The sequence below is a fragment of the Neorhizobium sp. 2083 genome (genome assembly GCF_031455615.1).
Lineage (GTDB): Bacteria > Pseudomonadota > Alphaproteobacteria > Rhizobiales > Rhizobiaceae > Neorhizobium.
On sequence record NZ_JAVDTC010000013.1, the window covers coordinates 35,383 to 60,626 of the forward strand.

At 59.5% G+C, this 25,244-nt stretch carries 23 protein-coding genes and 4 pseudogenes; 6 read left to right on the forward strand and 21 right to left on the reverse strand.

All coding sequences use genetic code 11. From position 1 onward, the window contains the following. From J2X76_RS30215 to J2X76_RS30230, 4 genes are read left to right on the forward strand one after another with little or no spacing between them, the layout of a single operon-like run. The gene (locus tag J2X76_RS30215) at window positions 1-900 is read left to right on the forward strand and encodes an ABC transporter permease (RefSeq protein WP_310221428.1); all 900 of its coding nucleotides are present in this window, start codon (window positions 1-3) and stop codon (window positions 898-900) included. Further along, window positions 897-1,874: an ABC transporter ATP-binding protein gene (locus tag J2X76_RS30220; protein WP_405030126.1), complete on the forward strand. Its 978-nt coding sequence runs from the start codon at window positions 897-899 to the stop codon at window positions 1,872-1,874. Before J2X76_RS30215 ends, J2X76_RS30220 begins: the two co-directional genes overlap by 4 nt. After that, complete coding sequence (locus tag J2X76_RS30225) at window positions 1,871-2,860, forward strand: ABC transporter ATP-binding protein (RefSeq protein WP_310221430.1); 990 nt, start codon at window positions 1,871-1,873, stop codon at window positions 2,858-2,860. Before J2X76_RS30220 ends, J2X76_RS30225 begins: the two co-directional genes overlap by 4 nt. A 42-nt stretch (window positions 2,861-2,902) precedes the next feature. Further along, window positions 2,903-3,967 (forward strand): serine hydrolase, encoded by a 1,065-nt coding sequence (locus tag J2X76_RS30230; RefSeq protein WP_310221432.1) that lies wholly within the window; start codon window positions 2,903-2,905, stop codon window positions 3,965-3,967. Here the strand turns inward: J2X76_RS30230 and J2X76_RS30235 are convergent. Continuing rightward, complete coding sequence (locus tag J2X76_RS30235; protein ID WP_310221434.1) at window positions 3,964-4,923, reverse strand: LysR family transcriptional regulator; 960 nt, start codon at window positions 4,921-4,923, stop codon at window positions 3,964-3,966. The genes J2X76_RS30230 and J2X76_RS30235 overlap by 4 nt on opposite strands. A gap of 466 nt (window positions 4,924-5,389) precedes the next feature. Here J2X76_RS30235 and J2X76_RS30240 point away from each other — a divergent pair. Beyond that, window positions 5,390-6,395, forward strand: a pseudogene (locus tag J2X76_RS30240) (IS110 family transposase). Between the two features lie 252 nt (window positions 6,396-6,647). Here the strand turns inward: J2X76_RS30240 and J2X76_RS30245 are convergent. The 14 genes and pseudogenes from J2X76_RS30245 to J2X76_RS30310 form a co-directional block, all read right to left on the reverse strand. Next, a complete protein-coding gene (locus J2X76_RS30245; RefSeq protein WP_310221437.1) occupies window positions 6,648-7,580 on the reverse strand; it encodes a LysR family transcriptional regulator in 933 nt (310 codons plus the stop codon). Next, the gene (locus tag J2X76_RS30250; RefSeq protein ID WP_310221439.1) at window positions 7,570-8,703 is read right to left on the reverse strand and encodes a PLP-dependent cysteine synthase family protein; all 1,134 of its coding nucleotides are present in this window, start codon (window positions 8,701-8,703) and stop codon (window positions 7,570-7,572) included. The genes J2X76_RS30245 and J2X76_RS30250 overlap by 11 nt, the downstream gene beginning before the upstream one ends. Window positions 8,704-8,712: 9 nt before the next feature. After that, the gene (locus tag J2X76_RS30255) at window positions 8,713-9,090 is read right to left on the reverse strand and encodes a RidA family protein (protein WP_405030127.1); all 378 of its coding nucleotides are present in this window, start codon (window positions 9,088-9,090) and stop codon (window positions 8,713-8,715) included. A gap of 23 nt (window positions 9,091-9,113) precedes the next feature. Next, on the reverse strand, window positions 9,114-9,338 hold the full coding sequence (locus J2X76_RS30260; RefSeq protein WP_310221441.1) for a hypothetical protein: 225 nt from the start codon (window positions 9,336-9,338) through the stop codon (window positions 9,114-9,116). Then, complete coding sequence (locus J2X76_RS30265; RefSeq protein ID WP_310221443.1) at window positions 9,331-10,821, reverse strand: carboxylesterase family protein; 1,491 nt, start codon at window positions 10,819-10,821, stop codon at window positions 9,331-9,333. Before J2X76_RS30265 ends, J2X76_RS30260 begins: the two co-directional genes overlap by 8 nt. A 1-nt stretch (window position 10,822) precedes the next feature. Continuing rightward, on the reverse strand, window positions 10,823-11,617 hold the full coding sequence (locus J2X76_RS30270; protein ID WP_310221445.1) for an ABC transporter permease: 795 nt from the start codon (window positions 11,615-11,617) through the stop codon (window positions 10,823-10,825). An 8-nt stretch (window positions 11,618-11,625) separates the two neighbouring features. After that, window positions 11,626-12,513: an ABC transporter permease gene (locus J2X76_RS30275; protein WP_310221447.1), complete on the reverse strand. Its 888-nt coding sequence runs from the start codon at window positions 12,511-12,513 to the stop codon at window positions 11,626-11,628. Then, on the reverse strand, window positions 12,510-13,577 hold the full coding sequence (locus J2X76_RS30280) for an ABC transporter ATP-binding protein (protein ID WP_310221449.1): 1,068 nt from the start codon (window positions 13,575-13,577) through the stop codon (window positions 12,510-12,512). The genes J2X76_RS30275 and J2X76_RS30280 overlap by 4 nt, the downstream gene beginning before the upstream one ends. 24 nt (window positions 13,578-13,601) lie before the next feature. Then, the gene (locus J2X76_RS30285) at window positions 13,602-14,684 is read right to left on the reverse strand and encodes an ABC transporter substrate-binding protein (protein ID WP_310221451.1); all 1,083 of its coding nucleotides are present in this window, start codon (window positions 14,682-14,684) and stop codon (window positions 13,602-13,604) included. 128 nt (window positions 14,685-14,812) lie between these two features. Then, a complete protein-coding gene (locus J2X76_RS30290; protein ID WP_310221562.1) occupies window positions 14,813-15,829 on the reverse strand; it encodes a dipeptidase in 1,017 nt (338 codons plus the stop codon). Continuing rightward, complete coding sequence (locus J2X76_RS30295; protein WP_310221453.1) at window positions 15,829-16,467, reverse strand: 2-hydroxychromene-2-carboxylate isomerase; 639 nt, start codon at window positions 16,465-16,467, stop codon at window positions 15,829-15,831. The genes J2X76_RS30290 and J2X76_RS30295 overlap by 1 nt, the downstream gene beginning before the upstream one ends. Further along, on the reverse strand, window positions 16,460-17,941 hold the full coding sequence (locus J2X76_RS30300) for an NAD(P)/FAD-dependent oxidoreductase (RefSeq protein ID WP_310221455.1): 1,482 nt from the start codon (window positions 17,939-17,941) through the stop codon (window positions 16,460-16,462). Before J2X76_RS30300 ends, J2X76_RS30295 begins: the two co-directional genes overlap by 8 nt. A 422-nt stretch (window positions 17,942-18,363) precedes the next feature. Further along, a pseudogene (locus J2X76_RS30305) lies at window positions 18,364-18,615 on the reverse strand (transposase); the annotation flags it as partial. Then, a pseudogene (locus J2X76_RS30310) lies at window positions 18,614-18,996 on the reverse strand (IS5 family transposase); the annotation flags it as partial. The pseudogenes J2X76_RS30310 and J2X76_RS30305, both read right to left, overlap by 2 nt. A 49-nt stretch (window positions 18,997-19,045) precedes the next feature. Between J2X76_RS30310 and J2X76_RS30315 the strand changes: the two are divergent. Continuing rightward, window positions 19,046-19,222, forward strand: a pseudogene (locus tag J2X76_RS30315) (ArsB/NhaD family transporter); the annotation flags it as partial. A 63-nt stretch (window positions 19,223-19,285) separates the two neighbouring features. Here J2X76_RS30315 and J2X76_RS30320 read toward each other — a convergent pair. The 6 genes from J2X76_RS30320 to J2X76_RS30345 all read right to left on the reverse strand — a co-directional run bounded on the left by J2X76_RS30320 (window position 19,286) and on the right by J2X76_RS30345 (window position 25,230). Next, the gene (locus tag J2X76_RS30320) at window positions 19,286-19,945 is read right to left on the reverse strand and encodes a GntR family transcriptional regulator (RefSeq protein ID WP_310221456.1); all 660 of its coding nucleotides are present in this window, start codon (window positions 19,943-19,945) and stop codon (window positions 19,286-19,288) included. Between the two features lie 167 nt (window positions 19,946-20,112). Next, complete coding sequence (locus J2X76_RS30325) at window positions 20,113-21,576, reverse strand: ATP-binding cassette domain-containing protein (protein WP_310221458.1); 1,464 nt, start codon at window positions 21,574-21,576, stop codon at window positions 20,113-20,115. Next, window positions 21,573-22,508: a branched-chain amino acid ABC transporter permease gene (locus J2X76_RS30330; RefSeq protein WP_310221460.1), complete on the reverse strand. Its 936-nt coding sequence runs from the start codon at window positions 22,506-22,508 to the stop codon at window positions 21,573-21,575. The genes J2X76_RS30325 and J2X76_RS30330 overlap by 4 nt, the downstream gene beginning before the upstream one ends. A gap of 4 nt (window positions 22,509-22,512) precedes the next feature. Beyond that, window positions 22,513-23,385: a branched-chain amino acid ABC transporter permease gene (locus tag J2X76_RS30335; RefSeq protein WP_310221461.1), complete on the reverse strand. Its 873-nt coding sequence runs from the start codon at window positions 23,383-23,385 to the stop codon at window positions 22,513-22,515. Window positions 23,386-23,419: 34 nt separating this feature from the next. Continuing rightward, on the reverse strand, window positions 23,420-24,673 hold the full coding sequence (locus J2X76_RS30340) for an ABC transporter substrate-binding protein (RefSeq protein ID WP_310221463.1): 1,254 nt from the start codon (window positions 24,671-24,673) through the stop codon (window positions 23,420-23,422). A gap of 128 nt (window positions 24,674-24,801) precedes the next feature. Then, window positions 24,802-25,230: a carboxymuconolactone decarboxylase family protein gene (locus J2X76_RS30345; RefSeq protein ID WP_310221465.1), complete on the reverse strand. Its 429-nt coding sequence runs from the start codon at window positions 25,228-25,230 to the stop codon at window positions 24,802-24,804. Window positions 25,231-25,244 lie beyond the last annotated feature (14 nt).

A 25,244-nucleotide genomic window follows, 5' to 3' on the forward strand; every position in this document is an offset into this window, starting at 1 on the left:
ATGCAGTCCGCCATGACCAACCAAATGCTCAAGGACGGCGTCGGCTTCCTGCGCCGGTTCTGCAACTCTCCGCTGGCCTGTCTCGGATTGGCCGGAACGCTCCTGATCGTTCTGGCAGCGATCTTCGCGCCGCTTCTCTCGCCGCAAAACCCCTACGACCTGATGCAGCTCGACATCATGGACGGCAGACTGCCGCCCGGCAGCGAATCCATGGCAGGCTTCAGATTTCTGCTCGGCTCCGATGGCCAAGGACGCGACATTCTGTCGGCGATCCTCTACGGGCTGCGGATCAGTCTCGTCGTCGGGCTTGGATCGGCGGCACTGGCCTTCGTCGTGGGAACGACGTTTGGCCTCGTCGCGGCCTATGTGGGCGGCCGCACGGAAACGGTGATGATGCGTATCGTCGACCTCCAGCTGTCTTTTCCGACGATCCTCTCCGCCTTGCTCATCCTCGCTTTGCTGGGAAAAAGCATCGGAAACGTCGTCTTTGCGATCGTGCTGGTGGAGTGGGCGACCTATGCTCGAACGGCGCGAGGATCGGCGCTCACGCAGATGCGCCGCGAATATGTTGAGGCGGCTCGCCTTCTGCGCCTGCCGCACTGGAACATCCTTCTACGCCAGCTTCTGCCCAACTGTATCTCCCCGCTCGTCGTCCTCCTGACGATGCAGGTCGCGCGGGCCATCACCCTGGAGGCGACATTAAGCTTCCTGGGGCTGGGTGTACCCATCACCGAACCTTCGCTGGGCCTGCTCATCTCCAGCGGCTTCGAATTCGTGTTGTCCGGAATCTACTGGATCAGCCTGTTTCCGGGCGTGACGCTCGTGGTGACGATCTTCGTCATCAATCTGGTCGGCGACCGTCTGCGCCAGATGCTTGATCCCAAAGGAGCGCAACGGTGAGCGACTATCTGCTCGATGTCAAAGAGCTTACGACCGAAGTTTCCGGGCCGGAAGGCAAGACGCCTCTCATCAACAACATAAGCCTCCAGCTTCGTGCCGGGGAGGTTATGGGACTGGTCGGAGAATCCGGATCTGGCAAGTCCCTGACCGGACTGTCCATCATGGGACTGCTCGACCGTCCGGTCCAGGTGGCCGGCGGGGCCATCAGGTTCAAGGGCCGTGATCTGCGCAATCTGTCGGAGGAGGAGCTACGCCAGATCCGCGGCGACCGCATCGCTATGATCTTCCAGGACCCTATGTCGACCCTCAATCCTGTCCTGCGGATCGACACGCAGATGATCGAAACGATCCAGGCGCATGCTCGGGTGGGAAAAGAAGAAGCCAGGCAGCGGGCGCGTGATACGCTCGGTATGGTGGGCATTCCCAGTCCCGACGAAAGACTGAGCGCCTACCCGCATCAGTTTTCCGGCGGTATGCGCCAGCGTGTTGCCATCGCCATCGCCCTGCTCCTTTCTCCCGATCTGATTATCGCCGACGAGCCGACGACCGCACTCGATGTGACGATCCAGGCGCAGATATTGTCTATCGTGCAGAAGCTGGCACGCGAAAATGGAACGGCGTTGATCTGGATCACCCACGACCTCTCTGTGGTCGCCGGCCTCGCCGACACTCTATCGGTCATGTATGCGGGCCGCATCGTCGAACAGGGCCGGACCAGGGAAGTCCTCCGGCGGCCTTTCCATCCATATACCCACGGCCTCCTCGGTAGCTTGCCTTCGCGTAACGCGCGCGGTCGCCGGCTGACGCAAATTCCTGGAACGACGCCGCCGATCGCCAGCCTTCCGCCAGGCTGCGCTTTTCGACCGCGCTGTTCACGTGCATCAGACGTCTGCCTTACGTTGCCGGCATTGGACAGGGTGGAGGCGAGGAAAGTCCGCTGTTTCCATCCCGTAATGGAAGGAGCGATCTCGTGACCGACCGTGTGCAAGTCAAAAATGTGAGCAAGCGCTTTTCACGGAAATCTGGGTTGATCGAGCGCGGCGCCGAGGCGCTGCACCTGAAAACACCGAACCCGGTCGTTCATGCGCTCGATGATGTCAGTCTGACAGTCTCCACCGGCGAAGTCGTCGGCATTGTCGGAGAATCGGGATGCGGCAAGTCCACGCTCGGACGCGTGATTGCCGGCCTCCTCGAACCGACGGAGGGCGAAGTCAGCCTGCAGGGCAAGCCGATCGCCGAGCATTCGGCACGCGAAATCGCGGCGGCGCGCTTGAAGGTTCAGATGATCTTTCAGGACCCCACGTCGTCCCTCAATCCCCGGCAGCGGCTCAAGGATATCATCGGCGTCGCACCTCTTTATCACGGGATGACGAACCGCCGGTCAATGGGCGATTATGTTGCCGAACAGATGCGACGTGCCGGCCTCGATCCCGCGCTGGCCGACCGCCTCCCGCATCAACTCAGCGGAGGGCAGAGGCAACGCGTCGGCATTGCCCGTGCGCTGGCGGTCCAGCCGGACGTACTGATCTGCGACGAGTCCGTCGCAGCGCTCGACGTGTCCATTCAGGCGCAGATCATCAACCTCTTCCTAGACCTGAAGGAGGATCTTGGTCTCACCTACATCTTCATCAGTCACGACCTCTCCGTAGTCGAACACATTTCGGACCGCGTCGTCGTCATGTACCTTGGGCGCGTCGTCGAGGAAGCGCCCGTCGAGGAGCTCTTTGCCAGCCCGGCCCATCCATACACGCAGGCTCTGCTGGCCGAACGGCCCGATCTGGATGCCGAGAGGAAAGATTACGCGACGATCAGCGGAGAGATACCGAGCCCTCTTGCCCCGCCCCCCGGCTGCCATTTCCATCCGCGCTGCCCGTTTACAATGGACCGCTGTCGCGTGGAGCGACCAGCCCTTCGCCAATTGTCCGCCGGCCATCACAGTGCGTGCCATCTCAACGCTTAACACCGCTTCGATTCGCATTCCGCATTATCAAAAGGACTATCCATGACAGATGCAGCCCTGTTTCCGTCTTCCCTTGCCGTTCCAGGCGCGTGTTGGGAGGCCGTAGCGCCGACAGATCCGCAAGCGTTGCCGACAGAGGTTAGCAATTCCGTTGATGCTGCTCTGAACGCCTTGCCAACCACCTCCTTCGTGGCCGCGCGCGGCGGCAAGACACTTTACAGCTACGGCGATATTGCGCTTCCTAGCTACCTCGCCTCGACCCGCAAGAGCATCCTTTCCATGCTTTTCGGCAAACCCGTGGCTGACGGCGTCATCGATCTCGATCTGACGATGGAGGATCTCGGGATCGACGAAGATCATCCTCTGCTCCCGCTTGAAAAAACGGCGCGGCTGCGCGACCTCCTCATCAGCTCTTCGGGCGTCTACCATAAGCCCGGCAGCCCGGGCAGCAACACAAAGAACGTCCCGGAACGAGCCTCGAAGACGCCTGGATCCCATTTTCATTACAACAACTGGGATTTCAACGTTCTGGGAGCCGCGTTCGAGCAACTCACGGGCCGCAGCGTCTTCAAGGCGTTCGAGGAGGAATTCGCTGGCCCGTTGCAATTGGAAGACTTCGACCCGGCGAAACAAAGGATGCTGGGTTATGAAGGCGCATCCCGATATCTTGCCTACCACTTCTTCCTTTCTGCCCGCGACATGGCCCGGCTCGGCGTTCTGATGTTGCGCAACGGGGCATGGCAGGGCAAGCAGATCATTCCCTCACCATGGATCCGGGAAAGCACGCGGATCAGGGTCACGGCCGAACAGATGAACGAAAGCCGAAAGTCGCGCATCGCCGGTTACAGCTATCTCTGGTGGGTGCCGGTGGCGACACCGGAAACGCCCGAATGGAAGGATGCTTACATCGCAGCGGGACACTTCGGCCAATTCGTTCTATGCCTGCCGGCGCTCGATATGGTGCTCGTCAATCGCCGCGCGATACCCGACGACCTGGCGATGGCACGCAACGACGGGAGCTTCACCGAGGAATTGCCGGCGGTCAACATGGAGCAATTCCTAGCAGTAGCCGATCATTTCGTCTCCGCTGCAAGGAAGCCGTCTTAAGGCGTTCCCATACCGTCATCCGGAAAACAGGCAGAAATCTGTGCCCTCAGCCACTGGCTTGCCGAATCCTTCTCGTTTTCGGCAAGCCATATCATGCTGGTGGACTGTCGCTCCTCGCTGAAAGGCGAGTCGAAAAGCAGAAGATTGTGCGATTTTTCGAAAAGGCGCGCGACGCTTTCCGGCATGATCGCGACCAGATCGCTCTGAGAGACCACCGCCACAGCCGCTGAAAAATGCGGGACTACCGCAACGACCCGCCGCTCGCGTCCCAGGGTATCGAGGCGTTCATCGATCCATCCGCGCCGATCCGGTGCGGATGTGACTTTGACATGCCCAAGTCCCAGAAGGCTTTCGAGTGTCAGCGGTGTCTTCGCAGCGGGATTTAAGGCGGACATGATGCAGACCCGCTTTTCGGTAAACAGCGGCGCGCAGCGGTATTTTGGGGGAAAGTTATCGGACGTCATAACGGCGACGTCGATTGTCCCTTCATCCAGATAGCTCTGAACCAGCGTCAGGGAGCTCCTGCCATTGGACAGAAGCGTCCGCGGCATGTGGATGACTTCGATAACGCTCTGGTCAGCTTCGGCTCGAACCCGCTGCAGCAGCAAAGGCATCAGCACTACCGAAAAATAATCATTCATTCCGATGCGAAAAGTCTTTGCCGAAAGGTGCGGATCGAAGCGATGGCGCGAGAATAATACGGACTCGGTCTCTTCGATTATCCGCCGCACGCTTGGAAAAATCTCGGAACAAAAGGTTGTTGGTACGAACCCTGTCGAGGTTCGAACAAACAGGCTGTCGCCAGTCACCGCCCTCAGCCGCTTGAGCGCATGGCTTACCGCTGGTTGGGAGAGGCCCAGAAAATTTCCTGCTTCCGTGACGTTTCCTTTGATCGCCAGAGCATAAAGGACCTTGATTAGATTGAGATCGACCGATCCGAGAGCGAATTGACGCACGTTACCGCCTTAATGTTTATTCTTATTTCGCCTCCACGACCAGCGGTCGATCGCGAGCTTTACAGATGCTGAAGCCTTCGACGAACCTATCATAGATAGCGTCATCGATACTATATCCTCTTGCGAAGTGCTAACAGACGCTTACCCTCGAAGGCTTATCCCCCGCATATTACCACAAAGGGAGAGACGCCCTCTAAGATCGAAGAGCTTCGCTCACAGGCCCCCTGCCAAGGTGCTGGATCACTGGCAGTATGCCGTAGCAGCTAAGAATGCTCAAAGATCCACTACTGCTTCGAACATGGGTCGTTTAGTGCCCGCCAAATCCCCGGACGCGATCTCCCACTTGTTAAGTGTTAGGAGTAATGTGCCGTTATGACCAGTCATCGGGTAATTTGTGGCCGCCTCCCTCGGACCTGAAAGATGGATCACACTTCTGGCTATCCAAAGCTGAAGGAAGGACGCAGCCATGACGTATTATGCCGGGCTGGACCTGTCGATGGAAAGCACGCAGGTCTGCATTGTGGACGAAACTGGTAGGAAGGTCACCTCGATGAAGGTCGAGAGCAGTCCTGATACGATCGCATATGCATTGCGCGAAGTCGGCGGCGTCGAACGAGCTGTTATAGAAACCGGACGTATGTCGCCGGCGATCTGCCATGGCTTGCGTGCTCTGGATATTCGCATTGTCTGCATCGATGCCCGGCAGGCACATCAAAGCCTAAAGGCATTGAAGGCCAACAAAACCGATCCGCATGACGCAGCCGGCCTGGCCCAACTGGCCAGAACCGGGTTCTACAAGGAAGTGCACGTCAAATCTCCCGCGGCGCACGGCGTGCGAAGCATCATTACGACACGCAACCACCTGGTCGAATCTTGAGTGCGCCTCGACAACATGATCCGCGGTCTGTGCGCGACCTTCGGCTTCAAGCCCGGGCCTGGCCAAGGCAAGGCATTTATCGATCGGGTGATGGAGGCAGCTAAAACACCGTTTAGGTCAGAGCATCACCGCACTACTAGCAGTGAGAACAGCCCTGACGGCGCAGATCAAGGAGATGGATCGTGTTTTACGTGAGCTCGCTCATCGATCGCAATCTTGCCGGCAACTCATGAGCATCCCCGGTGTCGGTGTGCAAACGTCTGCTGCTTTTGTCGCTGCCGTTGATGAAGTCGGCCGCTTCCGACAATCACGCACTGCCGGTGCCTACTTTGGCCTCGTCCCCAAACGTCATCAATCAGGAGAAATCGATTGGACGGGTCGGATCACCAAACAAGGTGACAGCACGGTGCGGAAACTCCTCTACGAAGCGGCCAACTCGATCCTCACACGCAGTCGCGGGAGCTTTGCGCTCAAGGGCTGGGCAATGAAGATCGCCAAGCGGCGTGGACTGCTGAAGGCACGGGTGGCGCTGGCGCGTCGTCTTGCCGTCATCATGCATGCCATGCTGCGCGATGGCACTTTGTTCGAAGCATGAGGTGAGATAAGATTTATTTGCCAGCGGTGAAGCCGGATAGCTGATCCGAGGGCGGTGTCCCGAGAGGGAACGCAGGGACGAACGATCTGCGAAGGTTACCGGATGGGTCAGAAGCCCGCATCGAGTCAATGCAACGTTCGACCTTGTGAAACCCGATACAGCACGATCGCTGCCTGCAGCCATCAGTGCGGACAGATCCTTGAAAACCTCAAGGGACAACACCGCCAAGCTCTGCAATTTACAGATCTGATCCTAGGCGGGGATGTCCTTGTGTCTGCGGAAGTTCGGTAGTTCAGCTGCCCGATGGCCGATGGCCGCAATAAGATGCTGCACGGTCGAGGATAAGGGTGCGCCGGTGGCGGTAATAACACCCCAGTAAAACGGAATATGAAAAGCCAGCGGCAGGATCGCGACGTCCTTGACCGGCAACCCGCTGATCGTTACGGATTCGACGATCGCGACGCCGAGCCCTGCCCGCGCCAGCGACAGCGACACATAGGTCGCATTGCTGTCGATCACGCCCCCGGTCTCAATCGACTGCCCGGCCAAAGCCTTGTCGATGCGCATCCGCAGCCGGTAGGGGTTGGCGGATGCAATCAGCCGACGCCCCTGCAGATCTTCCGGCCGGAGCATATCGCGAGTGGCGAGAGGATCCGAAGCGGCAACGACCGCGACGCACGGCACTTCGCCGATCCAGTGGACGTCTACACCGGGATTATCGAGCGGAAGGCTGGCGATCCCGACATCCGCAGTCCTTGCCACCACCGCCTGAACGACGTTTTCCGACGCCGTGCTCTGGAGATGCACATGCTGCGGAAACTGATCGGCAGGAATATCCTGCAGCGCCAGAGGAACGACACTCGCGGCAATGGCCGGAATGGAGGCCAGCTCGACGGGCCTCGCTTGTGCTGCCTCGATACTCCTCGCCCGCTCGCTGATCGTGCGCAGACCGCTCAGGAAAAGCTCCGCCTGCGTAAAGAAGGCAACTCCCTGCTCCGTCGGGCCGATGCGCGGTCCATTGCGATGGAGGACTGGAAACCCGAGTTCCTGCTCCAGATCCTGGATCAGTCGTGTAATGACCGGCTGCGACTTGCCGAGTGCCTTGGCGGCGCCCGTCATGCTGCCGATCGAGATGACCGCGACGAACGCTTCGAGTTGTCGTGTATCGAGATAATCAGGCGGCATCGGCAGTCCTGAACTCGCCTGTGTCGATGAAGGTCTCCAGCATCTCGCGATAGGGACTGATATCGATCCGGTTCTTCTCCAGCCAATCCGGATTGTAGTAGGTCGCCGCATAACGATCACCGTTATCGCAGATCAGCGAAACGAGCGATCCTTCCCTTCCCTCCCGCATCATCGATGCCGCGATCCAACAGAGACCGTAGAAGTTGGTTCCGGTGGAGCCGCCAACCCGTCGGAACAGCCGATCCGACAGGACATGCATGGCGGCAATCGACGCAGCATCGGGGATCTTGATCATGTGGTCGATGATGCCCGGAATAAAGGACGGCTCGACGCGCGGCCGACCGACACCCTCGATACGCGATGGCGTCGAGCAGGTAACGTTCCGATCACCCGAAGCATAAGAGGCGTAGAACGCCGAATGTTCGACATCGACGACACAAAGGCGGGTCGAGAGGTTGCGGTAGCGAATGTAGCGGCCGATCGTGGCGGAGGTGCCGCCCGTTCCCGCATTCATGACCACCCATTCCGGCTCTGGATGAACTTCCGCCTTCATCTGCTCGAAGATCGACTTGGCGATATTGTTGTTGCCGCGCCAATCGGTCGCCCGTTCGGCAAAGGTGAACTGATCGAGATAATGTCCACCCTTCTTGGCGGCCAGCCGTTCCGCCACGGTATAGACCTCGGCGGGACTGTCGACGAAATGGCATCGTCCGCCGAAGTGCTCGATCGCATCGACTTTCTGACGGCTGGTCGAATGCGGCATTACCGCAATGAAGGGCAGATCGAGAAGATGCGCAAAATAGGCTTCGCTGACCGCCGTTGAGCCGGAGGAGGCTTCGACCAGCGTGGTTCCCTCGCGGATCTGGCCGTTGCAGATGCCGTAGAGGAACAACGAACGTGCCAGACGGTGCTTGAGGCTGCCGGTCGGGTGAGTGGACTCGTCCTTCAGATAAATCGAGATACCACGCAACCCCTTGAAAACGGGCTTTACCAGATGCGTATCGGCGGAGCGGCGACCGTCCCCCTGAAGGATACCGATAGCCATCCGGCTCCATTCGCGGTCTTCGCAGGCTGGAAGTTCGGACAGGGGCGGACTGGGCAGGCATTTTGCGTTTTCGGTCATCGGCATATCCTATGCAAGTTCGATAACCGCTTCCACCTCGACCTTGGCGCCTTTCGGCAAGGCCGAAACTTCGAAGGTGGCGCGCGCCGGATAAGGCGCTTCGAAGAAGGCACCATAGGCTTCATTTATGGCCGCAAAGCCGGAAAGCTCGGTGAGCAGGATCGTCGTCTTGACCGTTTTCGAAAGGCTGGTCCCGGCAGCTTCCGCAATCGCGGCAATGTTGCAGATACATTGCTTCATCTGCTCAACCGCATCCTGCGAAACGAATTCTCCGGTTGCCGGATCAATTGGCAACTGGCCGGATACGAAAAGCAGGCCACCGGCGATACGAGCCTGCGAATAGGGCCCAATGGCGGCCGGTGCCTTTTCGGTCGATATGGCAGTCATGATCAAGCTCCCTCTGAATTCTATTATTTGACCGCGTCGGAATGGCCGAGCGCATACATCAGCCGGTTTGCCCAGCGGAAGATCGGAGCCGCATGAATAGGATCGATGATCTCGCCTGTCGACAACCTATTCTCCCGGAGGGCATCTATATGTCCGATGCCATTCACGAATTCCAGACGCTCGCACCCTATCGCAACCAGGGCCGGTTGCGGGTGAACGCCGGCCACTCGATCTATCTGGTCAGTCATGCGGAGTTCCCCACAATACCGTACGATGGTCGAAAGGGTCCGTCACGACATGGAAATTACCGTTTCCCATGTGAAGAACGTGCGGCACGGAGGCCGAATATTGTGGCCAATCACCGCTTGGCATCCGTGGCGCCTCACCACGGACGAAGGAGACCCAGACGTCGTGCACGCCTTCCGCAAATTTGCGATCGGCCACAGCCTGACGGGCTGGCAGGTGGCTCACGTCCATTCCGCGCCGATACCAGACCTCTCCGACTTCAGCTCCATGCGGAGCACCAAGCTCATCAGCGTCGATAGTCCCGTACAGATATTTGTAGACCGGCTGATGAGCGGAATGCAGCCGCGCGAAACGCGTGGTCGGGTTCTGGAAAACCAGGTCGCCGCCCACTGCACGCCATATGCCGCGCGGCGAGTGATCCGGTAGCGCTTGGCGATAACGGCGGACAATCTCGGCACCGGTCGGGCCCAGCGGCAATACGCGCTCATGCAGCAAATTCGCCGCGATATCGAAATCCATCTCCGGCTGCGCGGTCGCGTGAGTGACGTATTCGCCGGTCGTACAGCCGATCATCATAGGGACGGCGGCAGTCTCTCCTCGCGCGGCCGCCTCCTCGGGATGGTATGGAAGCGAGACACCGTCGATGATAGGAACGAAAGGCACGCCGAGCATCGAGGCCGAGCCATCACGCTCGAAATCGTGCTGTTCATAGGATTGGTTGCAGAGATCCCGCTGCGCGACGAGCAGTACCTCGAACGGTATGTCGCGAAGTTCCGCTTCGGTGATCTGCAAGTATTCGAGCATGCGCCGGTTGAGCTTTTGCGCATCCTCCATGGTCGAGACGCCGGTGCTGGCGCCGCTTTGCGGCATCGCCCGCGAGAAAAGTCCGTGAGCGGCGGGCATCGCCATCACCGCAGCGATCGAGAACCCACCGGCCGAGCGTCCGGCAAACGTCACCCGCTTCGGGTCGCCGCCGAAAGCGGCAATATTGTCACGCACCCATTCCAGGGCGGCGATCTGGTCCAGAAGGCCACGATTGTCCGGGGAACCGTCGTTCAGGTGCAGGAATCCGAGCGCTCCCAATCGATAGTTGACGGTTACCTCGACCACGCCGCTTGCCGCAAACGATCCGCTCTGCAGCACAGCCTCGTTGGCGGAACCGACCGCGTAACCGCCGCCATGAATCCAAACCAGAACCGGAGCCGAACCGGAGACGGACGGCGTACGGATATTCACTGTCAGGAAGTCGGTGCCGAATTCCAGCTTCGATGCCGCTGCCTTTCCGACTGGACCATAGGTCGGGATTTGCGGACAGACAGCACTGAGCGTCTTGGCAGCACGAATGCCGACCCAGGGCCGGACCGGCCGCGGCGCCACGAAACGCAGTTCGGGCGTGATCGGGGCAGCATAGGGAACACCGAGAAAGACGGCATAACCGTTTTCCTCGAAGCCCTCGACGATACCGGCACGCGTTTCAACAAGCATGTCAGAGCGCCCTGCGCAGGCCGATCAGCTTCTCGACCGCGACCACCACCCCGACCGAGATCAGGATCAGAATGACGGAAAGCGCTGCGATCTGCGGATCGGTGGAATATTCAAGGTAATGGTAGATTTCCGTCGGCAGGGTAGACGCCTTCACCGAAACGATGAAAAGCGAGATCGTCGCCTCATCGAAGGAAATGAGAAAGGCGATGACACCACCCGCGATCAGACCGGGACGCACCAGCGGCAGCGTGATGCGCCAGAACACCATTCGCGGTGACGCGCCATGCACGAGGGCCGCCTCCTCGACGCGGGTATCGACAGCCATCAGGCTCATGGTGATCGTCCGCACCGTATAGGGAATGGTAATCCCGAGATGGGCAAGCACGATGCCCGGATAACTGTCGAGCAATCCGAGCGGCGCGATCACCAGCATGATGCCGACCGCCAGCACGATGTGAGGCACCAGAAACGGGGCAAGGATGAGAAAATTCACCGCCGCCTTGCCGCGGAACTTGTAGCGCACCAGCGACAGGGACAGGAGCATGCCCGCAGAAACCGCCACAACGCCGACGATCCCGCCGATGATCAGGCTGCGCCAGAAAGCCGAAATGAATTTCGCGTTGTGGAAGACCTTCACATAGGACCCGAGGGAGAAGCTCTCCGGCGGGAAGGCCAGATATTGGCGCGTATCGAACGAGATGATGAAGACGATGATGATCGGCGCCAGCAGAAAGATATAAAGCAGCGTGATCAGTGTATTCCAGGTGATGCGGGCGAGAAGTGCGTTTTCCTGCATGGCCGGCCTCACGCTTCAAGCGCGCGCAAGGCGCGCTGATAGAGCAGGATGATGCTGCTGAAGAGCACCAGCAAGATGACAGAAAGGGCAGCCGCGAGGGGCCAGTTCAGCGTCACGGTCGCTTCGTTGAAAACCTCGGTGCCGAGCACAAACACCCGCCCGCCGCCCATCAGCCGCGGCGTCACGAAGGACGAGATCGCCAGAACGAAAACCAGCAGTGCCCCGGTCAGCACGCCGGGCAGGCTGAGCGGCAGGATGATGCGGGTGAAGACCTTGAACCTGTTCGCCCCGAGCATCGCGGCCGCCTCCTCCAGCTGCGCATTCAGCCGACCGAAACCGCTCAGCATGGCGAGAATGGCGTAAGGCATCAGGATTTCGATCAGCGCGACGGTTGCGCCGAAACTGTTGTTGGTGAGCTTGATGACACCGCTGGTGGCCGATAGCGATTGAAGCGTGCTGTTGATAACGCCCCGATCGCCGAGGATGACCATCCAGCCATAGGTTCTAACGACCGAAGACGTCAGAAGCGGCGCGACGGCCAGGGCAGTCAGCACACCGCGAAAGCGGCTTTCCGTTCGCGCCAGAAACAGTGCAATCGGATAGGACAACACCACGGCGAAGATCGCGACATTGAAGCCGAGGACCAGCGTATTCCAAGCCACCCGCCAGTAGAACGGGTCGAACAGCACGGTGGAATAGGACTGAACGGTCAAGTCGCCGCCGCCGAATGCGCTCATCGTGGAGGATGCAAAGGAGGCTCTCAGCAGCCAGATGAGCGGCAGCAGAAAGGTGATGACCAGTGCCGCAAGCCCCGGCAGGAGCAACATCAGCAGGATGCCACGCGAGACGCCGGCTGTGGGAGAGGTCGCAGCCGGGACTGTAGCGGCCGCACTCATGGCGACACCTGCCCGACCAGCGTCACGTCCTCCGCTGCGACCGATAGCGTGACCGCACTACCTTTTTCAGGCAGCATGCCGGCATGTGTGGGAAGATCGGCCTGCAACAGCCGGCCGCCGCAGCGAACATAGAGGGTCAGCGTCTGTCCGCGATAGACGATGTGCTCCACCGTCCCGGTAAAGCTGTTCGGCTGGCCCGCATCGGCGACGAGGCGCAGCCTGTGCGGCCGGATCATCAGCTTGACGGCCGATCCGAGCGGAGCGTCGCCAACGAAGCGTAGCGCCTTCAGGTCCTCAACCATGGCAAGCCCACGCTCGACCACCTTGCCTTCGAAGAAGGTACCGGCACCGATGAATGAGGCAACGAATTCTGTCTGGGGCCGGTCGAAGATTTCCCGCGGTGTGCCGATCTGTTCGAGACGCCCGGCGGACATGACCGCCAGGCGGTCGGCCATCGACAGTGCCTCGTCCTGGTCGTGGGTGACGAAGATGGCGGTCACACCCGTTCGAGCCTGAATATCGTGGATCTCGTCCCGCATCTCGTCGCGCAGTTTCGCATCGAGGTTCGAGAGCGGTTCATCGAGCAGCAGCAACTCCGGCTCGATCACCAGCGAGCGGGCAATCGCCGCGCGCTGCTGCTGGCCGCCCGAGAGCTGGCTGACCTTGCGGTCGCCAAGCCCCGTCAGCTTCACGAGGTCGAGTGCCTTCCTGACCCGCTCCTCGCGCTCGGCGCGACCGACCTTGCGCATTTCGAGCCCGAACGAGATGTTCTGGGCGATGGTCATGTGAGGAAACAGGGCATAGGCCTGAAAGACCATGCCCATGTTGCGCTTATAGACGGCGATCGACGAAACATCCTTGCCGTCCAGCCTGATCGCTCCGGAAGTCGGCGCGATCAGGCCTGCGATCATGCGCAGGATCGTCGTCTTGCCGCAGCCGGAAGGTCCGAGCAGGGCCAGCATCTCGCCGCGCGGCAGCGAGAAGCCGACATGGTCCACGGAAGGCTTCTGGGCGCCTGGATAGGTCTTCACGAGATTGTCGATGATGACGTGATGATCAGCCATGACGGCCAGTTTCCCCATAATGGCTCAGTTGAGCGCGATGACTTCGCGGCTGATGCGCTGGATCCAGGCCGAATATTTGTCGGCGACGAAATTCCAGTCGAGCGACATCTGGGCAGCCTGGGCTTCCTTGGAACCGTAGATGCGCGCAGCAACGGCATCCGGCAGGCTCACCTTGCTGTTGACCGGACCATAGAAGCTCTTTTCGGCAAATGTCGCCTGCGCTTCGGTGCCGAGCGCGTAGTTGATGAAGAGCTGCGCCGCCTCGGCATTCTTGGAATTTTCGACAAGACCGACCGTGTTCGTTTGGCCGATCGAACCTTCCTTCGGAGCGGCTACGCCGATTTTGCCGCCCTGTGTGTCGTGCAGATATTGCGCGCGGCCATTCCAGCAGATCGAAAGATCGACTTCGCCGCTCTGGATCACCGCATAGCAATCCGGCGCCGGCTCCCAGGTGGAGACGTTCGGCGCGATCTTCTTGAGAAGGGCGAGTGCCGGATCGATGCTCTGCTTGTAGTCGGCGCCTGCCAGCTTGTCGAGGATCGGCAGCAGGATGACACCACGGGTATCGCTGAGCTTGGCGGCGATCTTGCCCTTGTATTTCGGGTCGGCGAGATCATTCCAGCTGGTCGGCGGCTGCTTCACTGTATCCGTGTTGTAGAGGATCGCCAGATTGTCCTGCGAGAAGGCGATCGCCTTGTCGCCTTCGAGGCGTGCCCAGGCCGGCATTTCTTCCAGCGCCTTGACCTTAGCCGGATCGAGCTTGGTGAAGATGCCATCCTTGGCCGCCTTGATGGCGACTGCAACGTCGATCAGGGCGACGTCAACCTTGGGGTCTGCCCGCTGCAAGGTCAGCAGCGCCAGGGTCTCGGCAGAATTCTTGCTCTGCTGATAGGTGACGCTGATACCCGGATACTTCGCCTTGAAGGGATCGATGATGAATTTCTGGTAGTTGTCGGCAAAAACGCCGGAAAAGCCGACGATATTGACCGTCCCCTTGACCGCGGCATCCTGAGCCTGGGCGCCGCCCAGGAGCGTGAACAAGCCGGCGGCGACCACGCCGGCGCGGATGAACATCCGCGAAATTCCATTCTGCATGTAAGTCGTCATGTCTGTCTCTCCAGTTATGAGCGAGGCCTACTTCTATCGCCGCGCAGTTCCCCGGGCTCGCAATGCCAAGCCCTTGTTTTCCGTGGTTCGGCAATTTCCTTCCCTGCAGCTGCTCAGGCCGGCAAGGATCATGCGGTCGGCGTCCAGGCCCGATCGAGTACCCGTAGCCAGTTGCGGCCAAGCAGCTTCAGAACGAGTTCCTCACTCCAGCCGCGTGCCAACATGCGCGCCGTCAGGTTCGGCATTTCGGTCATGCGCTGAATACCCTTCGGCTTGGAAATCTTCACCGACCCGAACTCGGTCAGCGTGCGAGCCGTGCCCTTATCCTTGTTGGCCCAAAGCAGCCATGGACCTGGACGCGGGCGATCCAGTGAAAAGTCTGTCCCGATGCCTACATGATCTTCGCCGACCAGATCGATGATATGGGCCATGGCGTCGAGATAGTCCTCGACGGTAGCATCGTTGCCGGCGGCAAGACCCGGCGCGAAGAGGCTTACCCCGATCAGGCCGCCCTTTTCAGCGCAGGCCACGAAGAGCTCATCCGGCTTGTTGCGCTTCACATCCTTCAATGCACGCGGCAGGATGTGGGAAATGCAAACCGGGCTTTTGGAACGTGCGATGACATCAGCGCTCGTCTTGTCGCCCACATGGCTCAGGTCGCAGAGCACGCCGACGCGGTTCATCTCGGCGAGAATTTCCCTGCCGAACCCGGTCAGGCCGCTATCGACCTCTTCCAGATACCCGGCGCCAGAATAATTCTGGGTGTTGTAGGTCAGCTGCATGATGCCGACGCCGAGATCCTTGAATATCTCCACGTAATCCAGCTTGTCTTCCAGCGGCGACGTGTTCTGCCAGCCGATGATTATCCCGGTCTTGTTTTCCGCCTTCGCCGCATGAATGTCTGCAGCGGTGCGCACCGGGCGGAGAATGTCGTCGTTTTCCCGCAGGAAACGCTTCCATTCAGAGACATAACCGATGCCCTCGCGGAAATTCTCCCAGAGCAGAGAGGAGACGTTGACCGCCGTCAGGCCACCGGCGCGCATTTCCTCGAATATCGAGCGGCTCCACTGGCAGGTCTGCAGGCCATCGACGATGATCGCATCGTCATGCAGTGTCTTGGCGGCAGTGTTTTCGGCAGCGGACATCATGCGGGTTCCTTCAATGCATCGGTCGTCTCGCGGCCTGTTTTCAGCGCCCTGTCGACGAAATCCAGCCGGTCCTGTCCCCAGAACAGTTCCTTGCCAAGGACATAGGTCGGCGTGCCGAAAATGCCGAACCGTTCGGCTTCGGCGAGATTTCCATGCCATTCCTCGACAATCGCGTCCGGTTGCGGATCGACAACCAGAGCCGCAGCGTCCGCCCCGGCAGTCGCAAGCGCGATGGCCCGCAAAGTTTCGAGATCGGCGATGTCGCGATCTTCGGACCAGAGGGCTCGCTGAACCGCAAACGAAAACGATATTGCGTCGAGACCGGCATTCTGCAATGCAATCACGGCCTGCGCAGCCGGCTCGATGGTGCGGCAAGGATAGAACTTCGGCTTCAGATTCAGAGGCATGCCGAGAAACTCCCGCCAGCGGCGCAGTTCGACTTCATGGTAGAGCTGGCGGGCATCGGGCCGCTTGCGCAACGGAATTCCGCCATTCGCTTCGATGATCCGGATCGGCCGCAGCCGCACTCGAGCACCGTTGTCTCGAGCAATCGCTACGGCCTTCTGCGCACCGAAATAGGCCCATGGCGACGAGATGCCATAGAAAATCTGCAGATCCGGGATTGGTTCACCCATTGGCACGGTTCATTTCCTCATAGATGTCTGCGTCGGTCCACTCGTCACCGAGGAGTTCCGGGGTATCAAAGCCGAGGAAGCGATCGAGATGATAGGCGCGATCCTCGACGAACAATGACCTGGCCAGTCCCGTCGCAAGGCGCGTCGCCCCTTCACTGATCGAAGGAATGCCGCTTGTGATCTTTCCGTGCGACGGGACTGCCGGATAGGCGAAGCAGCAGATCCGCGAAATCGCGGCTGCCGTTGCCGGATCGAGATCCGGTTTCGCCTGGAATTCAAAGGCCGGACCGAGGTAAGGTGCCGCCCCGATTCCGGCGTGCTCCCATCCTGCAGCCGGTGTATGGACGTCCCGCCAGAGCAGGACCTTGTCCTTCAGGGCCGCGAATTCCGCGCGCTTGTCGAAATCAATGGAGAAGCCGGTTGCGAAAATCACCAGATCGGCGGCATACCGGCCCTTAGGCGTCACCACCTCGACAGCACCGTCAGCCTCGGCCAGATCGTCGACCGGGCTGCCGACATGGAAAAACGCGTTCGGATGCCGCGAGACCCGCAGGACACTGTGGCGGGGCGGCGGAATCTGCGCCCGCTCGCCGGCGACCATATAGGTCCATTTGTCCGCATCCGGCAGGCCGAGATAACCATGCGTCATGCCCTGGCTGCCCACGCCGGTGAACTTGTCGACACGGGGGATATCCGCGCGGCGAACGAAGATATCGACGCGGGCGGCACCGGCTTCGAGGGCCGCCGCCGCATTGTCCATCGCCGAGGCGCCGGCACCGACGACGGCGACCCGCCTGCCCTTGAGCGCGGACATGTCGATCAGATCGGCGCCGTGCTTCACGAAGCGCTTCGGCACGCGGGCCGCTACATCGGGCAAGGTCGGCGCTCCGAGGCCATCAAGGCCGGTCGCCAGAACCACGCGGCGGGCGAGAGCCTTCTTCGCCGTCTCGCCGTCGCCAAGGTCGAGCGCCAGGAGGCCATCCGACCGCAGCTCAAGACCGGAAAGCGCCAAACCGTTTGCGACATCAAGGCCGAGAACGCGGCGGTACCAGACGAGATAATCCATCCACATGGGACGCGGAATAAGCCCCATCTCCAGATAGGCCGGCGCACCGTATTGGGCCTCGAACCAGGCGCGGAATGTCAGAGATGGAATACCGAGCGCCGGTCCAACGGCTTCCTTGCGCGTCCGCAATGTCTCCATCCGCGCATAGGTGATCCAGGGTCCTTCAAATCCTGCGGGGGCGCGATCATAAGCCCGAACATTCTCGATGCCGACTTTCTTCAACGCCGCGAGCGTGACGAGACCGCATAGGCCCGCACCCACCACCGCAACGTCCAGAACCGGGGCGCCGTTCACCTCGGTGGCCAGCATCCAGGCCTGTGGCGGCTGGTTCAACCATAGAAGGTCGAGTTTAAGGCGGATTTCCAGTGCACCGAGAGACGCCGGACGCGACATATCGTACGTTTCCATCGCCAACCTTATTATTCCGAAATAACATTATAAGCACGGTACCATGTGACTTGTGGAATGTAAATGCGATACATGCCGAAGGATCAGGCAAGCATAATCTTTAAGCATCAGATGCAGCGAAGCCTGGTAGCGAAAGGTCCGCGTCCTCTGGCGAGGCAAGCCCTGTTCAGGATTCATCACAGCGGCTGGTCCCCTGTGAGTCCTGGCAATTATGGTGCAGCCTGAAGACCGAAATCGTGACCGGCGCCGGCCGCCCCACCCGTATTGACTAAACCAATCTGCGGCCTTGCAGATTGGTTTAGTGATAGGCTTGTGGGGGATCGGGAAAATCGGTAACCGGCCGGTCGCTCACGGGATCGGTCGACAGGCCGGCTCAGTGTGATTAGGCATGGAATAAGGGGTCTGACGCAATCTCGATGACATCAGGGCGCTCCGACAATAAGTGCTTCGAGGAGATCCAGCTTTCCGCGCCCGTACATCTGCCGCTTGATAAGTTTGAGCTTGGTAATCTGTCCCTCAGTCTGGCCGTTTGACCAACTTGAAGTGGTTGCGTTCTGGACCGCTGCTCGGTCGCGGATGACGCCGTTGGCGAATGACGCGACCAGGCTTCCTGCTACGCGGTCGATCCACGTATCGAGATCATCGTTAGACTTGCGTCGCAGCATTTCGTGAAAGCTCCGTCGTCAGGCCGCCGCGCGAACGTCCCATGCAGGGATCGGCAGATCCCCCTTTTTAGCGTTGGCACCATGCTGGTGAACGCGAACGCAAGAACTGTCGATCATCACGATGTCTCCATCGTAACGCTTTGAAACGGCGTCCAGAAGGCGATCCCAGACGCCCGCCTTGCGCCAGCGGGAGAACCGATTGTAAAGCGTCGTGCGCGGACCGTAGCGTTCCGGCACATCTCGCCAAGACGAACCAGTCCTGAAACGCCACAGGATGCCGTTGATCACTCGGCGGTCGTCGACACGTTCGATTCCACGGCTGTTGTTCGGCAAAAGGGGGGCAATGATAGTCCATTCTTCGTCGCTCAATTCGTGACGGCGCATGGCAATCTCCTTTCAAGGAGAGTGAATCACACACCGTCAATAAGATGAACCCCGTTTATGGGGACACTGCCTAGGGCCAAACCTGTCGGTAACAGGATCGCTCGCGACAATCCTCTGGTCGTCAGCGCTTAGGCGTGAGGGCTTGCACGTCGGCGCACTGGATTTCGCCAGACTGGGCATGATCGTTATGACGCCCGCGTTAATATTGGCCCCGGCGGCTTTGTTTGTCTGACTGACAATACCGCATCACGAGAGCCGGCAGAGAACCGCAAATGGCAACTTGCTGCTTGTCGCGTTAGCCGATCTTCTGATCGATCGCTTCTAGTGCAGAGGCGGCAGCAGCTTCGATGTGTGCAACACAGAGCTTGTAGGAGAGCTCCTCATCCCGCGCCTCTAGTGCATCCAGGAACTCACGAAGTTCACGAAGGGATTGCCGAGCACGTTCCGAGCGCGAAAGGGATACGACCCTGAGCTGTGACGCCCTGGTGTGAATCCGCTTTAGCATGTCGCCTGCGATCGGGTTTCCCGCTCCTTCGAGTAAAATCTCGTAAAATCGAGTTTTCGCTGTTATGAAAGCCTCCGCGGAGAAGTCCTCGTAGACATCCGCGAGGTGATTGACGCTGCGTCGAAGCGCTCTCAGTTGCTCGTCGGTTGCGTTCCGTGCGAAGAGCCGCGCGGCCAGGCCTTCCAGAGCAGACCTAACCTCGTATATGAGGCGTGCGATCTCAGGTGTGACAATACTGACGCTCAGGCCCTTGTTTGGCTGCAGTGTCACCAAACCGTCCACTTGCAGTTCCCTCAATGCCTCCCGCAGCGATGGACGCGAGACGCCCAGCATTTCGCACAACTCACGTTCGACCAAACGAGCTCCGGGTGGAAATCGCCCAGTCGCGATCGCCATTCTCAGTCGCTCCGCAACCTGCTCGCGCAAGCCAGGAAAGCTTTGGATACGCATTGAATCATTGCTAGCAGTGTTCAATAGGTCAAACTTCCATTCAAATTTCGCGGACGGTCACCATGGCCGGTTTATCTATAACTGAGACAACTTTTCATATTGTCATGTTGTATGTCAATATTCCAGGCTGGTGCAGGCCGGCCACCTTCATGGAATACAGGTCCCCGTCACAGAATCTTGCCGCCGACCTGCTCGACGAACTGGTCGGCCGGGCCCGACCATTCGATGGCGCCATGCTCGATCAGGTAAACACTGTCAGCATGCCGGGAAGCGAAAACCATGTTCTGCTCGGCCAACAGAAGCGACAGTTCGCCGCTCTTGCGGAGGGTCTCGATGGATTCCGAGATAATATCCATCACAATCGGCGCCAGCCCTAACGTCGGCTCGTCAATCAGGAGCAGTTTCGGCTTCATCATCAACGCGCGGCCGATCGCCAGTTGTTGCTGTTCGCCGCCCGATAGCGTTCGCGCATACTGCCCACGCCGTTCGCCCAGTCTTGGAAAGATCTGTTCGACAAAATCCAGCCGCTCGCGTTTGTCGGCAGAACTCAGATGCATGCCGCCAAGCTGCAGGTTTTCATGTACGCTCATGTCGCCGAAGAGCTCGCGCGACTCCGGGCAAAGCACGATTCCGGATCTGGCGATTTCATGCGCCGGCGTCCCGGCGATCGATTGCTGCCGGAATAAGACCTCGCCGCGAGAGGGTAAGAGGCCCGCGATTGCGTTAAACAGAGAGGTCTTGCCCGCGCCGTTCAAACCGACCACCGCTGTTACGCCCCTGTCGACGACATCTATGGAGATATTGGAAAGTGCCTGGGCCTTGCCGTAGGTAACATTGAGATTTCTGACGCTCAGGACAGGCGGCGCTTCGCTCTCACGCTTGCGGACGTGCGCTCCGCTCGTTTCGCTTTGGCTGCCAAGATAGACACGTCGAACATCAGCATTTGCGAGTACTTCGCGTGGGCTGCCCTCGGCGATTTTCTGGCCAGAACTCATGGCAACTGCACGATCAACCAGGGCCGCAACGCTCTTGACGTTGTGATCGACGAGGATCAGCGCCCGTCCCGCCCCTCTCAGGTTGCGAATAAGGTCGGAAAACTCCCGCACCTCCCCGGCGCTCAAGCCCGCAAAGGGTTCGTCCAGCAGCAACAGATCCGGATCGCGTGCCAGCGCCTTGGCGACTTCAAGCCGGCGAAGACCGGCGAACGGGAGCTCGGAGGGGAATTTCTCCTCCATTCCACCAAGACCGACCAATCGCAGAGATTCGAGCGCCTTATCGCGTTGAGCGTCCGTAACGCGCAAGTGCGTCACCTTGTTGGGCAGGCAGGCCAGAAGCACGTTCTGTAGTACGGTCTGTTGCTGAAGCGGGCGCGAGTGCTGGAACACCATGCTCACCCCCATGCCCGCGATACGGTTCGGCGCCCAGCTGGCAATGTCGACGCCATTGAGGTGGATGGAGCCGGCGTCCGGCTTGTGGAGCCCCATGACCAGGGACATCGTCGTCGATTTTCCTGAACCGTTTGGTCCGATCAGGCCAAGGATTTCGCCTTTGTCCACATCGAAATCGACCTTGTCCACGGCGGTCAGACCACCGAACCGCTTGGTAAGCTGCCTTGCTTCCAGAAGTTTCATGATGGTCTCCGAGCAAGCCGAACAAGCCCCAGCAAACCGCCGGGCAGGAAAAACAGGACGATCAGGGCGATCAGAGCGACTGCAAGCTCACTCAAAGAGCCGAGGGGCCGCAGATATTCGGAGGCGATGGCCATGAACAAGGCACCCAGGATCGGTCCGAATACGGTACGTCGCCCGCCCACTATCGCTGCGATGATGATCTGCACACCGACAGACGCATCGACGAAGACATTCGTGGATGCGGTGCCGAGATAGAAGGTCATCAACCCTCCGGCGAGCCCGGAAAAGAAAGCACTGATACAGAACGCGGTGAGTTTGTATTTGACGATGTTGAAGCCAAGAACCTGTGCATTGACCGGGTCCTGGCCGATCGCTTCCAGGATGAGACCAAAGGGCGATTTCACCAGGAGGTAGAGGACCAGAGCGGTGACCGCCGCAAGCCCAAGGGCAATATGAAAGTTTGTCGCCGCTTCGACGGCGATCACATCGGGTACGGCGATGCCGATCTCGCCGCCTGTCTTGTCGGAAAACAGAATGATCAACTGGCGCATAATAAGGACGGCGACCAGCGTCACCAGTCCGAAATAAGGGCCACGCAACCGAAGTGCTGGAAATGCCAGTACCGCACCGGCGACGACGGCGCCCGCGGCGCCCGCGGCCACGCAGATGAGCGGGGTCGCCACGCCATTGCTCGACATCAGCGCGGCAGTATAGGCGCCTGTCCCGATCAGGAAGGTGGCGCCGAAATTCGCCTCCCCGGCGTAGCCGAAGAGCAGATCCCAGCTCATCGCATAAACCGCGAAGAAAAGGCCGAGGGTCAGAATGCTCAGCGAATATTCCTGAAGGCCGACATAAGGCAGCACAGCCGTAGCGAGGCTGACGATAGCCAGCCCGATCAACGGACGGCGGATGGAAAAAGTATTGCCAGCCATTGGATTAGCGCCTTCCAAATAGACCCTGCGGGCGTACATAAAGCACGATAATCAAGATGATCAGCGCGGGAAGTGTTCTGACCGACGGGCTTATCAGGTAAGCGGTGCCGGTCTCGATAAAGCCGATGAGATTGGCGGCAATCAATGTACCGCCAACGCTTCCCAAGCCACCCAGAACTACGATCGAAAATGCGGTTGCGGTCAGTTCAAGGCCACCGCTTGGCGAAACGCCGAGGATCATCGCCACCAGAACCCCGGCGAGACCAGCAAGGCCGCCATAGATCGCCCAGACCACGATATGAACGGCGTTGAGGTTGACCCCGCATAGGGTGAGGCCCTTAGGATTGATGGATGCAGCCAGGATCGTTTGGCCGGACCGGGTTTTCGACACATAAAACCAGAGTGCCGCAATCACGCACCAGGACAGACCAGCGACTAGAACACTGGAAATCGGAGTGCGTACGCCGAAGATCTCGACAATGCCCGGCACAAGTTGAGGCACGCTCACAGGAACGTCACCGAACAGATAGGACAGTGCTTCCTGCAGGATGATGGTCCAGAGCAGCGTTGCAACGAGCATGAAGACGTGCTCATCGGCGACGCTGAGTTTCATGAGCGTGCGCAGTGGACGGATGATCAGGATAAAGGTCAGAAGACCGATCACGATTCCCGTCAGGATACCGAGCACGATGGCCAGCAACGGGTTCAGCTGCGCCGTACCCATCAGATACCACGTCGCGATGCCCGATGCGGCGAGCGTGGTTCCATGTGCCAGGTTCAAGATACCGCTCACACCGTAGAGGAGGGTAAACCCGGTGGTTGCCAAAGCATAGATCGCGCTGATCAGCAAGCCGCTGACAATGACTTGAATTAACATTCGGGTTCCCTCCCCAACGCTGCCACGGCAGCGCTTATTTCGGTGCGCTGTTTACGAAAGCCGGAAAGGCGATCTTGTTCTTGGCGATATCGGACGGCCATACGGCGACCTGCTTGCCATCTTGCCACTGGATGGCGACGCCGGTGACGAAGTCCTTGCCGAACTTCATGTCATGGGTCAGCGGGTCATTAGGTCCCTGGAAAACGATCCGGCCACTCGCACCGACGAAATCGGCTTTTTCGAGTTCCGTGACGATGGCGTCAGCATCGGTCTTGCCGGCCTTTTCGATGGCGTTTTTCAAGAGATAGATTGCATCGTAAGTGGCATAGGAGTGGGCAGCCGGCGTGGTGCTGAAGCGCTTTAGATAGGCCTCGCCGAACGGCACGGTCTTGGGCGTCAGTGCGGAGTCCTGGGAGGCAGCCGTAAAGGTCACCAAGCCTTGGGTCGCTCCGCTGGTCTCCTTCCAGAACGAGCTTGCGCCCGCCTGTGCGTTATAGCCCATCAGCAGCATCGGCACCTGCTGGTTTGCCCACTGGACCACGGGCTTGTTGCCGATGATGCCGACGCCGGTGACGATCACGTCCGCCTTCATCGCCTCAATCTTCTGGAAGATCGGCGTGAAGTCGCTGGTGTCGGTTGCAACCTTGATGGTCTCGGCGACGTCGAGGCCATGCTGAGGAAGGCAGGTTTTCAGAGCTTCATCATAGCTCTTGGTCCACGCGGCATCTTCCGTCATCAGGACGGCGCGCTTGTATTTGAGCTGCTTGACGGCAAGATCGCTCACCGACTGGCAAACGCCGTCCGCGGTGGAGCTAGCCGGCAAAATGGTCCGGAACACATATTTGTAGGCGGGGTAATTGTCATGGACGAGCTTGCCGACCTGATCGGCGCCCGCGCCGGTGACGATGTAGGGCACTTTCAGGCGAGCGGCCCAGGGCGTCAGCGTGATCGCGATCTCGCTGAGGAAGGTCCCGACCATCGCGCTGACCTGGTCCTGACGGACGGCGCGCTGGAAGGCGAGCGTCGCATCGCTGGCGGAGCCCTGGTCGTCGTACTGGATCAGTTCGATCTTGCGGCCTTTGACGCCGCCGGCGCCGTTGATTTCCTCGACCGCCTGCGTCGCGCCATTGAGAATTGCGGCGCCGTTGATCTGGGCGAATTTCGCCATGACCCCGATGCGGATCGGCCCGTCGTCCGCCGCGCTCGCCTGAACGGACATGGCTGCGGCGATGAAGCCGCCAAGCGCGAGTTTCGATAGGGCTTTCAGGCCTGAATGGACTTTTGTCATGCTATCCTCCCTGGGTGTGAGACCTTGTCTCGGATAAAGGAACCGATTTTCGGCGCGCGGCCATTTCGTCTGCGCATCCGTATTCGCGGGCAGTTCTCCTCCCGCCCGCAGCTGAAAATTCAGATATTTCAGGCGCCGGTGCTCGGCGTCGGAGAAACGACATTCATTTCGAGCAGCACCTCGTTGGCTGCCTTGAAGGCGTCGAGGCCTGCCGGAATCCCACAATAGACGGTCGCGTGTAGCAGAACCTCTCGGATTTCCTCGGCGGTCAGGCCGTTATTGACGGCGCCACGCACATGAAGCTTGATTTCGGCGGCGCGGTTGAGCGCGGTCAGCATGGCAAGGTTGAGCATGCTGCGCGTCTTCAGATCCAGCGTATCGCGTCCCCATGCGTAACCCCAGCACCATTCGGTGGTGATGCGCTGGAACGACATCATGAAATCGTTGGCATTGGCGAGAGACTTGTCGACGTATTCGGTTCCCAGCACCTGCCGACGCAGCGCAAGGCCTTTGGAAAACATATCTTCGATGGTTTCGTCCTGGGGTTTTGTAGACATGGACAGGTCCTCGT